Source organism: Pantoea sp. nfd-35 (assembly GCF_056892255.1).
In genome coordinates, this window is the sequence record NZ_CP122403.1 from 2,570,833 (window position 1) to 2,583,943 (window position 13,111).

Here is a 13,111-nt window from a genome sequence, read left to right on the forward strand (position 1 = left end):
AGGGCCTCTCTTAACGTTTGATCGCGAAGCTGGCGGCATAGGCGGCGGGATCGGTGCCATCCCATACTTTGCCGTCCAGTAAAGTGCTGCTGCGCATGTCGCTGCCGGGCAGCGTGACGTTGCCGACCGCGCTGGCAGCCTGTTTGTAGATATCAATACGGTTAATCTGCCTGGCGACTGCCAGATAATCGGGATCGCTGTTGAGCATGCCCCAACGCTTAAGCTGGGTCAGGAACCACATGCCATCGGAGAGATAAGGGAAGCTGACGCTGCCGTCGTGAAAGAAACGCATCGCATGGGGATCCTGCCATTTTTGACCCAGTCCGTTTTCGTACTGGCCCAGCATGCGCCCTTCCAGCGTCTCGGGTTTGGTGTTGATCCAGGCGCGTCCGGACAGTACCTGCGCCGTTTCACGTCGGTTATCGTCTGACGCATCGATCCAGCGCGCGGCTTCCAGCACCGCAGAAGTGAGCGCGCGGGCCGTATTCGGGTTCTCTTTGACCCACTCTGCGCGGGTGCCCAGAATTTTTTCCGGATGATCCGGCCAAATCTGCTGGCTGGTGGCGGCGGTGAAACCAATATTGTCGCTGATCGCCCGCTGGTTCCACGGCTCTCCCACGCAGAAGCCGCTCATGTTACCAATCTTCATATTCATCACCATTTGCGGTGGCGGAACCACGACGGTGCGCACGTCCTCAAACGGGTTGATACCGGCGTTAGCCAGCCAGTAATAGAGCCACATGGCATGGGTGCTGGTAGGAAAGGTATGCGCGAAGGTCATGCTGCCCTTCGCCTGGCTGTCGATAGCCTTTTTCAGGCTGGCGCCATCGGTCACCTTCTGCGCCTTGAGCTGGTTTGACAGTGAGATGGCCTGACCGTTGTTGTTTAACGTCATCAGGTTCGCCATATCGTGCTGAGGACCGGCGACGCCCAGTTGAAGGCCATAGATCAGGCTGTAAAGTACGTGTGCTGCATCCAGTTCACCCGAGGTGAGTTTATCGCGTACCGCCGCCCAACTCGCTTCTTTGCTGGCCTGCAGCGTCAGGCCGTATTTCTTGTCAAACCCCTTTACCGAGGCCATAACCACCGGCGCGCAGTCGGTCAGTGGAATAAAGCCGACGCGCACGGTCGGTTTTTCTGGCGCGTCGGAACCTGCCGCCCATACCGCGTTGCGCAATCCCGGCAGCAGCCAGAGTCCACCGACGGCGGCGCCGGATAACAGCAGTTGACGACGAGAGAGTGAAACTGGCGATTTGCTCATCTTTACCACCCTGAAGAAATAAAAAAAGGCGTCCTCCCCACTGCTCTCGCAAGGGGACGGACGCCTTTATCCAAAGCACTCGCTCTACCGCCGTTGGCAAAGCAAATACGTACACTCTTTAAGGTAAAGCAAACCGCGTGCCAGAATTATTTGCCGTCACGTCTGCCCTGCGCGGCGAGAGGTGGCGGATTTTTAATCGTTTTTGCACGTTGGTGACGCAGGTCACGCACAAGCGTTGTGCAGCTAACCCTTTCGGGTTAGCGCTTCACTGTGGCCGCGACCGTCACGATCGCCTGGGCGATTTCCGGCAGCCGTTTGTTTTGATCCATCGCGCTTTTGCGCAGCGTCTGCCAGGCCTTTTCTTCGCTCAGGCCATGCTGCTGCATCAGCCAGTTTTTAGCCTGATCGAGCAGCTTGCGCTCTTCGAGCGTGGCGCGCATGGCGGCCAGCTCATTGGCCTGGCGCTGCAGATGCTGAGACTGCTCACCAATCAACGACAGTAACGATCGCCCCAGTTGTGGGGCAAGGCCTTCGCTGTTAAGCGCGGTGGGCCGGGTAGCCAGCCAGTCTGCGCCAGACACATAAAGCGTGAAGTCACAGCCTGACGGCGACACGCTCAGGGGCGCGCCAGCCTGATGCTGCGCCAGGGCGATAGCGTCCCGGCAGTGCGCCATCAGCACGGCAGACAGTTGGTCCTCCAGCGACTTCATTTGATCGATGCGTTCAGATAGCAGCGAGAACCAGTGCAGCGCCCCGCTCTCGTCGCGCCTGCCGTCGGTACAGGCGATGCGCCTCAGCCGCTCGATTTCCCGGCTGGGCTGCGCCAGCGGCTGCCAGTTGCGCAGCACGGTCTCATCGGCAAACTGCTGAAAGGTATTAAAGCTCTGTTCCTGCGCCTCAATAAGCGCCACCATCGTGCTGCGCTGTTCGGTGGTAAACTCCCCGGCCGCAAATCCGGCCGCGCCCTGGGCCCGCTCCTGTCCCGTCAGCTCTTTGCCCTGCATAAAGCTGAACAGGGCGATAAGTGCCCGGGTGATTTCCGGATGGCTGGCGGTGTCGGCCGCTTCAAACACCAGATTAAGCAGGCTACGAATAATCGCATTGAACGCCGCCATCGCCTGCGCATGTGTGACGTCCTGACGGGCGATCTTCTGGCGCAGAACCGGCAAGTCTGCCAGTGCCTGTAACGCTGTCGCGATCAGGTTGCAAAAACGGCTGTATCCGGGTTGAGCCTCCGCTCTGGGTAATGCCCGGCTGAACGCAAGCTGGCTCCGGCTGACATCCTGCTCACTTGCACTGCGCTCCTCGCCATACAGCCGCCCTTGCGAACAGATCCACAGGTTGCTGGCCCCGCGTTCGCGCTGCAGCTGATGAACCAGCTCGCTGACCGTAGTAATTAATTTACCGGTCTGCCGAAGTCGCTCCAGACTGGCAATATCGCTTTGCCGTGAGGCCTGCAACCAGCTCAGTGCGTCATCCATTGCTCAACCCTCTGAATGCAAAAAAAGAGTCAAGCAAAAGCCGTGCCGCTTCCGATCGCAGGGCCATAAGGATGAGGGAGCCTGAACAATGACCGCCAGGATCGCAGTCCAGGCAATGCGTGCTGTTAAATTGTTATTGGCGCTTACGCTTTTTTTTGCCTGTCATCTGACTGTGCCACTATCCAGCCCGACGTGTCTGGCTGGCCTCGGCATGTCTGCTTTGGCCTGTGCGCGACAAGGTGAAACCGACACGACAACGCGGTGTGAGAAGAAGGTGATGAACGCGCTTTACCATGCTATATCATTGGGTGCAATGGTTTGAATTCTCAAAAGTCTTAGGTAGACTGAGCGCTGTACAGGATAAATGTCATTTACCGCATTATCTTAACGGCTTACCTACCCGACTGCGCTTCCTCCCCAGTGAAGGTGAACAGCCGTGTTCTGATAAACAACATGCAGGTATATTGATAATATCGTGAGGAAAAAGGTGAAAAAAAATTTAGCGTTTATCCTGTTAGCGGGACTTTTATTGTCCGGCTGTAAAACGCCACCGCCTGCGGTGAATGATGACACCCTGGTCACCAGTGATGTGAACGGTGTGAAACTGGTACACCGTCATGCCGTGGCGGCACCAACAACCTTTACGCCCATCAATCAAACCTGGCGCGCCCTGTACAAGGCGTCGGTGATGACCCAACCCGATTACGGCGGCAAGGTTGTTCGTTACCTGGAGGCGGGCAAGTCTTTTGAGGTTCTTGGCAGCGTTGAGAACCACTGGCTGGCCATTGCTGATAAGCCGGATGGCATGTTAACCGGTTACGTGCCGCTGAAGGCGGGCGTAGAAAGTCATCGTTATGATGACACGTTACGCAATGACCGTCCGCGTCCGCGAAAAACTAAACAAGTGTGCGTTGACGTCGGAGGCGACAGCAAAGCCTGTCGTAATACCGCGACGGCGACCTGGATTCTGAACTAATGAAATTAACTACCTGCCGTGCTGGTCACGTTGCCAGAAACGCTATCTGTCGCGGGAAGAACACACAGTAATGAGCGTGGAATCCTCACCGCGAGAGGTCACGACCTCGGGTACCGAAAATCTTTTGCTTAAAGCGGCCGCGCCACTGCTGAATGCGGTGGTGCAGATTCGTCAGGCCGCCACGCACGACGATCCTGCGGGTTTACGTCAGTCACTGATTGATGAAGTGCGCGTCTTTGAACAGCGCTGCAAGCAGGCGGGTTTGCCGTTTGAAATGATCATTGGCGCACGTTACTGCGTCTGCAGCGCGCTGGATGAGGCGGCCGCGCAAACGCCCTGGGGCACGCGCGGCGTCTGGTCCGGTAACGGCATGCTGGTCACCTTTCACAATGAAAGCTGGGGCGGTGAAAAATTCTTTCAGCTGCTGTCTCGCATCTCGCAAAGCCCTCAGCAACATCTCTGGCTGCTGGAAATCATCCATTACTGTCTGTTACTGGGTTATGAAGGTCGTTATCGGGGCAGTGAAAAAGGCCGGGCGCAGTGCGACAGCCTGCGGGCACGACTCAAGGCCCTGATTGATGAAACCCGCGCTCAGCAGAGTACCGATTCCGCCCCGCTGGTGCAGGTGCATCCGCTGGTCAGCACGCTCGCGCGGCCGATGGTGCCGCTCTGGGCCTGTGCGATGCTCGTCGCCCTGATCGGCTGTTTGATTTACAGCGGGCTGAACTGGCGACTGGGCAATGCGGCCGAACCGCTGCTGCGCAGCCTCTACAACATGCCGCTGCCGCAAATCACGGTAAATCGCCGCCCTTCCTCGCCGCAGGCCCTGCTGGATTTACGCCAGCGGCTCAATGACGTGATCGCCGCCGGTCAGCTGGAGGTCAGTGATGGCGCGTTTGGCAGCAAGGTGATTATTCCTGCTGACAAGCTGTTTGCCGAGCAGGGAACGGTCATCAACCCGGTAGGACGGGCCATCCTGGCGCGGGTTTCCAGCGCGATGAAAGATGTGAAGGGCACTATTCTGGTGTCGGTGTTTACCGACGACAAGCCCGTGGACGGCAGCCGCTTTGCCTCCAGCTACGAATTTTCTTTTGCCCGGGCGCGTTCCGTCAGCCAACTGCTGCAGGTGCAGCTCGCTGACACCCACGTTATCCGCTCTGAAGGACGCGGTGACAGCGATCCCCTGCTGCCGAACGACAGCAGCGAGAACCGAACCCGCAACCGCCGTGTTGAAATTACGCTGTTCGCTGCACCTGAAACACTGAGCACTCACCAAGGAACACACTGATGCGCGCTTCTTTTCGCTTATTTTTAACGCATCGACTGCTGTGGAGCTTTATCGGTGTAACGGCACTGAGTTGCCTGTTGTGGATGCTGGGGCCGCTTATCACCTGGAATGAAACCCGTCCGCTTGAACCCGCCCTGCACCGCGAAATCGCCGTGAGCACGCTTTATCTGCTTTGGATCGTGCTTCAGTTAATCCCTGCGGTTTACCGTGCCTGGTATAACAGTCTTCTGCTGGATCGGCTGCAGGTGGTTGAAAGCGACGATCCCGCCGAGCGTCAGGCGACGGAAGCCCTGCTGAGTCAGCGTTTTAGCGAAGCGGCCATGCGCCTGAAACGCACCCATTTTGGCCGGCGTCAGGGCAGCCTGTGGGCACGCATCAACGCGAATTATCTTTACCAGCTTCCCTGGTACCTGATGATTGGCGCGCCGGGTGCCGGTAAAACCACCGCGTTGCTGAACGCCGGACTGAAGTTTCCCCTTACCGATACTTTTGGTAACGAGGCTGTGCGCGGCGTCGGCGGAACACGCAACTGCGACTGGTGGTTCACCGACAGTGCGGTATTGATCGACACAGCCGGACGTTATGCGTTACAGGAGAGTCAACGCGCCCGTGATGCCAGCGAGTGGCAGAGCTTTATTAATTTGCTGAAGCGCTATCGTGCCCGACAGCCGATCAATGGCGTTATCATGAGCATCAGCGTCGCAGATTTGCTGAGCGACTCGGCCGAGGCGCGTTTTGAGCAGGCTAATGCCCTGCGCGACCGCCTGAACGAACTGCATCAGCACACCGGTATTCACTTCCCCGTGTATATCATGGTGACCAAGACCGACCTGCTGAAAGGCTTTATGAGCTATCACGGCTCGCTGGATAAAGCCCGACGCGATGCTATCTGGGGATTCACCTTTCCCTGGGATGCCGGTAAGCCCAATAAGCAGGACTGGCATCCGCACTTTGACCTGCAGTTTACCCAGTTAGAGCAGAAGCTGCAGCTACAGCTGGCCGATCAGATGACCCACGAGCGCGATCTCAATGAGCGGGCAGAGTGTTTCCTGTTTCCTCAGGAGTTCTCGTCTCTGCGCCCGCTGCTCAGCGAATACCTGGACATTGTGTTTTCACCCCGCGCTGAAACCGTCGCCTGGAATCCGCGCGGTCTGTTCTTTACCAGCGGCACCCAGGAGGGCTTACCTTTCGACAGAGTGATGGGTGAGCTCAGCCGCAAACTGCAACTGCGCCAGGCCGGTTCCCATTCGATTGCCGCCTGGGACCGCGTGAACCGCAGCAGCCCTATTCCCGGAAATAAAGGCCAGAGCTTTTTTATTCGCGATCTGCTGAGCAATCTGGTGTTCAAGGAGAGTGGTCTGGCGGGCAGCAACCGTCGCTGGGAGTACCGCAATCAGCTGCTGCACTGGATTGGCTACGGCATGCTGGCCGGCGCGCTGGTGATCATGAGCGGCTTATGGCTGACGAGTTACTATCAGAACCAACACTATCTGCAGCAGGTTACGGCGCGATTGCCGGTTATCTCACAACAAAGTCAGCAGGTGATACATCAGCCCGCTGATAATATTTTTGATCTGCTACCCTTTCTGAATAACCTGGTGAAGTTACCCGTGTCCGACCAGTTTTCTCTCGATAATCCGCCGCTTACTATGCGAGCCGGTTTATATCGTGGAAACCAGGTCAGCGATGCGGCCTGGGCGCTTTATCAAAATGCGCTTAAGTCTTTATTGCTGCCCCGCGTTGCGCAACAGATCACCAACCTGCTGCGTAATGACCCGGGTGATGATAACGAGTACAGCCGAAATGCGCTGCGTGCTTATCAGATGCTGTATCAGCCGAGAAATTATGATGGGGAATTCCTCCGCGCCTGGCTGCTGCAGAATCTGCAGCATTCGTTACCGGAGAAGGTCAGCGCCCGGGATTTGCAGCAGCTGGACTGGCACCTGAGTCAGCTGCTCGATCAGCAAATTCAGTCGTCACCCTATGCGCGCGACAATGCGCTGATGATGCGCAAGCTGGCTGATAACTTAAATAATGCGGGTCGCGACAGTACCCTGCTGGCCACTGCGCCGCGCAAAGCTCAGCGCCTGACGACGCATAACCCATAATAGCGAGGTGAACATGCCTGTCTCTCTGGCCCCTGGCTGGTACGGTAAATTACCCTCCACGGGGGACTTTTTGCATCATCGGTTAACCGAGCAGCTGATTGCGCCCTGGAACCACTGGTTTCAGCAAGGTCTGGTGCACTGGCATCATCAGGATGATGCGGTGAGCGCCGACTTCCTGCGCGCCCCGGTCTGGAATTTTGTGTTACCGATCACCCCAATACGCAATCAGGTGCAAATGGGTTGCCTGCTGCCCTCCTGCGATCGGGTAGGCCGTGCCTGGCCACTGCTGGCGCTGCTGAGTTTCCCCCTGGCCCAGTGGCATCCGGCACAGTTAACGATTTCGGGCGACTGGTATCGGGATCTGGGCGCGACACTGTTGAACGCCGTGACGCAGCAGCAGAGTCCGGCACAGCTGGAACAGGCGATCCAGACCATGACGCCGCTGATGATCCCGGTACAGCAGCACTCCGATATCATGGATGTAATCGGTTTCCAGGATTTACCTTGCACCCTGAGCTGGCAGGACGTTGCTGAACGTTTCGACCCTCAGCAACATATTAGTTACTGGTGGAGCAATCGCAGTGACGGTTTCGTTCATGCCACGCACAAGCATAGCGGCAACCTCACCCCCGAACTGTTCTCATTACTCTTTAATCCGGCGGCAGGTGCACAGCCGGGTCGCAATGGCCTCTATCCACCGATGTTTGAGTGAGGCGTTGCTACTGTCCTCACTGACGGGATAACTCATGCAATTTACCATCGTTCAATGCACGTCTGATGTTCCGGTGAAAACCGTCACCTTTCATCCCCCCGGCGGCACTATTGGCCGCAGCCAGGATAACGACCTGGTGCTACCGGATGAAGCCCGTTCTATTTCCCGCCTGCAGGCGCTGGTGCACCTGTCAGGCGAAGGCGAATGCCGTCTGACCAATCAGGGCAGCGTCACGCCTGTTGAACATAACGGTGTGGCGCTGAAGCGTGGCGTGCAGGTGCGCCTGAAGCACGGCGACGCCCTGCGCATTGGTGACTACGCCATCGACGTGCGCGATCCGGCAGTTCACGGCGTAAACAGCGATCCCCTGGCGTTTTTTACCGACGCCGCGACGCGAACAAATCCGCTGGATATTCCCGACCATGCCGACGTAGAGGAAGTGGTGGAAGAGCCTGTCGTGAAGCGGCCGGAACGGCGCGGCGACGCGAGGCTGGCCATTGATCCCCAGACCAGCGAAACTTTTCACGTACCCTTCGCCGCTGGAGTGGAGCAGGACAAACTGGTGGCGGCCCTGCTCGACGGCATGGGCCTTAATAACGGCCATAATACGGCTATCAGCGAAGAGCAAATGCGCACCACGGGCAGAATGTTGAGCCTGTTCTCGCAGGGGACGGTTGCCCTGCTGTCATCACGTTCCATTCTGAAACGTGGCGTGAAAGCCGAAATGACGATGATCCTGAACGAGGCAAATAATCCGTTCAAAATCCTGCCTTCAGGCAAAACGGTTCTGATGCAGATGTACCAGAGCCAGATGCCGGGTTTTATGCAGCCCGAGCAGGCCGTGCGCGATGCGCTGGTCGATCTGCAGGCGCACCAGCTGGGCATGATTGCCGGGATCCGCGCGATTATCGCCGCGATGCTGCAGTCGTTTAATCCTCAGGGACTGGAGGAGCAGGCGCGCGCTGACGGTGCCGTATCCAAAACCCCGTTCTCGTCCTTTAAGAAAGCCGCCCTGTGGGACTATTTTACTCGTCGCTACCAGCGCACCGCTGGCGAGCTCGAAGACGATTTTCATACGCTCTTTGGGGAAGCCTTCCTGCATGCCTACGACATGGAGGTCAATCAGTATAAAGACTCCCAGACGCGCACGGACGACGCATGAATATTGCCTTTGCCAGTCATTGTCAGCAGGGGCTGCGCGATGAGAATCAGGATCGAACCGGTGTGATACTGGATGCGCGCAAAGCCTGCTTTGTCGTGTGTGACGGCGTGGCTGGCCTGCCCGGCGGCGATCAGGCCGCACAGCTGGTATGCGATGTGCTGATTGAACAATTGCAGGATTGCGAGCAGGTTACCCCCGCCGTGACGCATCAGGCGGTGGAAAAGTGCCGTTCAATACTTGAAATGGCCCAGGGTAATAATCCGAATTTTTCCACCATGTGCACCACGCTTGCGGGCCTGTTTATCGACCGCACCCGACAGCGCGCATGGTGGGCGCACGCAGGTGACAGCAGGGTTTATCACTTTCGTCACGGGGTGCTGAATGAGGTGACCCGCGACCACAGCCTGGCGCAAAAGTTGAGCGATGCGGGCTATGAAAATACCGGAATTAACAGTAATTTACTCTATAATGCGCTCGGCATAGAACCCGCTCATCCTGTGACCTTCGCTGACGAAATTTTGCTGGAAGATGGGGATGCGTTTTTAGTCTGTAGCGACGGTTTCTGGCTGAATCTGACCACCACGGAAATGGAACAGGCTCTGCGCATGGTCAATGACTGTGATGAGTGGCTGACGTTAATGGCGCAGGCGGTGAGCCGCGACGTAAAGAAAGACAACCTCAGCGCCCTGGCGGTGTGGATCGGTGAGCCGCAGGATGCCACCCTGCTCTACACGCTGGCTGACTCAGCACGTTTTCTGCCCTCAGGCTATTGATTAAAGGAACTCTATGAAATTGTGGTTGCCCGCTATAGCCACGTTGTTTATGGCCTTTGCTGCGCAGGCGGAAAATTATCGTGTGGTGTATTCACCCAGTCTTGAACTGGAAGTGTACATTGACAATGTTGCGGGCAAAACGCCTGATGACTGGTGCCAGGAAACGCTACCGATCCGTATCGTATCGGGCAAAGACCGGGATTCAGCGATTTTAAAATCCTTTCTGCCGCGCGTGGGCATGCTATTAGCCAACCAGTGTAACGAGCTGGACGTCTTGCCCTGGCAGATGATGGACGGCGAGGGCAAGGTGCTGGCGACCGGCAGCGCCAGCAAGCTGCAGAACTGGCGAATGATCGTGAATACCGATGCAGCCGCCCCGGCACCACGGGCCAGCGCAGCCAGTCCGTCGCGTCCGGCAGACAACACGCCGCTGCAGCATTTCGCTTTACCGAACGGCTGCCGTTTCCGCACCGCGTGGGATGAGCGTGGACTGTCGATATTTGTGCCCGACAAAGGTAAACAGCAGTGCTCATCTGAGGGCTGGCTGGAAGGCAAAAGTGAAATAACCCTGAGTGGTGGCGCGCAGTCACAGACGGTTGTGGTCAGTTTTTACCAGGGTTATCCCCTTGCCAACCTGACGCTCACCGACCAACGCCTGCAAATTGTGGATGTGAATAAACAGCGTATGATTTTGGCCCGATCCGATGCGCCAGACAGCTGGATTGTATTGCCCTTTGATGAACAGCAGCATCTGTGGCGCTTTGACGGAACCTTATTGATCAAAGCCGATCAGGCGACGACACAGCAGGATACCACCGCGCTGGCCTCGCGCATCAGCACCCTGCGCAGCCGCTGGGCAACCGGTTTTACGTCGTCGCAAAAAGTGAATGTGTTACTTGTGGATGCCTTGCGCGCGGATCGGGTCGATCCTGGCGCAGGTGCATGGCGTAACATCAATTAATTACCGCGTAGCCTGACAAGCAGGCCCCGTTCAGAGAGTCTATTATGTCGGCTAATGACAGTCAGAAAACAATACCGAATGCCTTACCTGACGGATATCGTTTTAACGAGTTCGAAATTAAAGAGGTGATTGGCGGCGGCGGTTTCGGCATTGTCTATCGCGCATGGGATCATCAACTTGAACGCACCATTGCGATCAAAGAGTACATGCCTGTGTCGCTGGCGGTCAGAACACAAGACTTATCGCTGGAGCTGCGCGGTGAACGCTTTCAAAAGCTGTTTAACGCCGGTCTGAACAGTTTTATTCAGGAAGCCCGGCTGCTGGCGCGCTTTAACCATCCCGGCCTGCTGCACGTTCTGCGTTTCTGGGAACAGAACGGCACCGCCTATATGGGAACGCTCTACTACAACGGCATGACGTTGAAAGAGTGGCAGATCACCAGCCATGAGGCGATTTCAGAAGCCTGGATTCGCCGCCTGCTGCCGCCGCTGTTAGGGGCGATTAACACCATTCATCAGGCTGGCTATCTGCATCGCGATATCTCGCTGGACAACATCCAGATTCAGGAAAATCAGCTGCCGGTCCTGCTCGACTTTGGCTCCGCCCGTAAAGAAATTGGCAACCTGTCCGACGAAACCGAAATCATGCTCAAGCCGGGGTTTGCACCGATTGAGCAGTACAGCGAAGAAGGTGAAAGCGAACAAGGGCCGTGGACGGATATTTATGCCCTGGGCGCCGTATTACATACGCTGATTACAGGTGCCCCGCCGCCGGTCAGCGTGGTGCGCTGCATTGAAGATAACTACCTGCCGCTGGTCACGCGCAAACCGGCAGGTTACTCGCTGCCGCTGCTGCACGCGATTGACTGCGCGCTGATGATGAAGCCCCACGATCGCCCGCAGAATATCGATGAGTTTGCCGCGTTAATTGATTTGCCGGTTAGCGACGTTGAGGCGGTGGTGAACAGCCTGCAACAGCGTAACGACGAGCAGAATAACAGCGAGGCCGCCTCAGCCGATACCGCGCCACCGGTCGTGTTAGCAATGAATCATGGTGCCACGGCGGCAGAACCCGTGACCGGACGTAACGTCCGTCGTCTGTCGCCAGGATTAGTGGCACTGGCCGCTGTGGCGCTGATTGCCGTTGCGGTGGTGGTCTGGATTGAGAATTCGCGCGCGCCTGCGGCGTCCCTCGTCAATAAGGGCCCGTCATCATCGGGCGCCGTAACGGGCACGGTGCCTGCCGGGCTGGCGATGGTTTACCTTAAGCTCACCAACGGCGAGCAGGTGGTACTGAACGGCCAGCCCGTTGCAGTACATGCCAGCAGCAACGGTTTTGCGGTGCTCAACCTGGCCGCCGGGCAGTACCGCATTGACGTACGCGCCGGTAACAGGCTGCGCAGTCAGTCACTGGTGATCGATAAACCCGGCACCTGGCTGATTAATCCCACCAATTAGTGCGCGTCAATACAGGATCAGGGCAGCCTGGCTGCCCGTTTTGCTCAAGGATTTGCTGGCTCAGGCCTGTTTCAGCCAGTCTTGTTGCAACGCACGTACCTGGTGCGCCAGACGGATCAGGTCTTCCTCCTCCATCCCGCGCCGTGTCAGCTCGGCTTCCAGCGAGAACAAGTACTGGGCATTCGACCCCAGCGGCCCGGTAGCCGCGGCAATCAATGGCGCAACGGCCTGCGGACAGGTGTCATCCTCATACAGCGGGTGACGCGGATCCATAATAAACACCAGCGCGGTCACGCGGCGGCCATCTTCCAGTGAAAGTTCACACCAGGTCGGCAGGTAGCAGCCGGTAATCATTTCTCGCTTCCACAGCAGCGCCAGCTCGTCGTGCAGGCGCGCTTCCGGCAGACGAAAGGCCAGCCCTTGGGTCATTCCGCCCTCTTTCAGCGCCAGCATGCGGCCCGGATGTGCAGCCGTGCCGCGTCCTGCGGTGAGGCGTAAACAGAATGCCCGATGCCAGCCGTCCAGTGACGCCGATGCCACCTCGTCTGCCTCAAATACCGGGTTCCACATCAGCGAACCGTAGCCGAAGATCCATACCGGGCTGTGATCGGGCCGACACGCCAGGGTTGCTGCCAGCGATGCTGCACGCTGTTCACAACTCCACAGGAGTGTTTCCTCGATATCACCAAATGACGTTTTACAATCTGCTTTTAATAAGAATTCCCGGGTTAGCAATGCGACCTCCTCAACGTTCACCACATCCTGTGCAAGTGGCTCCTCTGCTCTGTGACGTTCAACATTCACTGATTCACGCTCTGTTCATTTAACTGACATTAATTATTAACACAATGAGTTGCAAGCAAGAGTCGGAGTAGAAAGTAAAAATCTACTTATATTGCGGTATTAAAAGAAAGGTTAATTAAATACCAAAA

At 57.0% G+C, this 13,111-nt stretch carries 11 protein-coding genes; 8 read left to right on the forward strand and 3 right to left on the reverse strand.

Going from position 1 to position 13,111, the window contains the following annotated elements:
• Nucleotides 1-10 precede the first annotated feature (10 nt).
• Nucleotides 11-1,261, reverse strand: a complete 1,251-nt coding sequence (locus P9J57_RS11950; RefSeq protein ID WP_064352574.1) for a CmpA/NrtA family ABC transporter substrate-binding protein — start codon at nucleotides 1,259-1,261, stop codon at nucleotides 11-13.
• Between the two features lie 257 nt (nucleotides 1,262-1,518).
• A complete protein-coding gene (locus P9J57_RS11955) occupies nucleotides 1,519-2,742 on the reverse strand; it encodes a nitrate regulatory protein (RefSeq protein ID WP_105082509.1) in 1,224 nt (407 codons plus the stop codon).
• 487 nt (nucleotides 2,743-3,229) lie between these two features.
• Between P9J57_RS11955 and P9J57_RS11960 the strand changes: the two genes are divergently transcribed.
• From P9J57_RS11960 to P9J57_RS11995, 8 genes are all read left to right on the forward strand, one after another.
• Nucleotides 3,230-3,718, forward strand: coding sequence for an SH3 domain-containing protein (locus tag P9J57_RS11960; RefSeq protein WP_015700446.1), 489 nt, complete (start codon nucleotides 3,230-3,232; stop codon nucleotides 3,716-3,718).
• Nucleotides 3,719-3,788: 70 nt separating this feature from the next.
• The gene (gene icmH, locus P9J57_RS11965) at nucleotides 3,789-5,006 is read left to right on the forward strand and encodes a type IVB secretion system protein IcmH/DotU (RefSeq protein WP_014593565.1); all 1,218 of its coding nucleotides are present in this window, start codon (nucleotides 3,789-3,791) and stop codon (nucleotides 5,004-5,006) included.
• The gene (gene tssM / locus P9J57_RS11970; RefSeq protein WP_483279227.1) at nucleotides 5,006-7,114 is read left to right on the forward strand and encodes a type VI secretion system membrane subunit TssM; all 2,109 of its coding nucleotides are present in this window, start codon (nucleotides 5,006-5,008) and stop codon (nucleotides 7,112-7,114) included. The genes icmH and tssM overlap by 1 nt, the downstream gene beginning before the upstream one ends.
• Nucleotides 7,115-7,127: 13 nt before the next feature.
• Entirely contained in the window at nucleotides 7,128-7,826 is a 699-nt protein-coding gene (tagF, locus tag P9J57_RS11975) for a type VI secretion system-associated protein TagF (RefSeq protein ID WP_014593563.1), read from the forward strand.
• Between the two features lie 34 nt (nucleotides 7,827-7,860).
• Nucleotides 7,861-8,988: a type VI secretion system-associated FHA domain protein TagH gene (gene tagH, locus P9J57_RS11980; RefSeq protein ID WP_105082510.1), complete on the forward strand. Its 1,128-nt coding sequence runs from the start codon at nucleotides 7,861-7,863 to the stop codon at nucleotides 8,986-8,988.
• Nucleotides 8,985-9,761 carry a PP2C family protein-serine/threonine phosphatase gene (locus P9J57_RS11985; RefSeq protein WP_013025534.1) on the forward strand — a complete coding sequence of 259 codons (777 nt, stop codon included), beginning with the start codon at nucleotides 8,985-8,987 and terminating at the stop codon, nucleotides 9,759-9,761. The genes tagH and P9J57_RS11985 overlap by 4 nt, the downstream gene beginning before the upstream one ends.
• A gap of 13 nt (nucleotides 9,762-9,774) precedes the next feature.
• Nucleotides 9,775-10,722, forward strand: coding sequence for a hypothetical protein (locus P9J57_RS11990; protein WP_483279228.1), 948 nt, complete (start codon nucleotides 9,775-9,777; stop codon nucleotides 10,720-10,722).
• Between the two features lie 44 nt (nucleotides 10,723-10,766).
• Complete coding sequence (locus tag P9J57_RS11995) at nucleotides 10,767-12,179, forward strand: serine/threonine protein kinase (protein ID WP_105082512.1); 1,413 nt, start codon at nucleotides 10,767-10,769, stop codon at nucleotides 12,177-12,179.
• A gap of 60 nt (nucleotides 12,180-12,239) precedes the next feature.
• On the opposite strand, the gene P9J57_RS12000 is transcribed toward P9J57_RS11995, so the two are convergent.
• Nucleotides 12,240-12,914, reverse strand: a complete 675-nt coding sequence (locus P9J57_RS12000) for a gamma-glutamylcyclotransferase (protein WP_024472169.1) — start codon at nucleotides 12,912-12,914, stop codon at nucleotides 12,240-12,242.
• Between the last annotated feature and the right edge of the window lie 197 nt (nucleotides 12,915-13,111).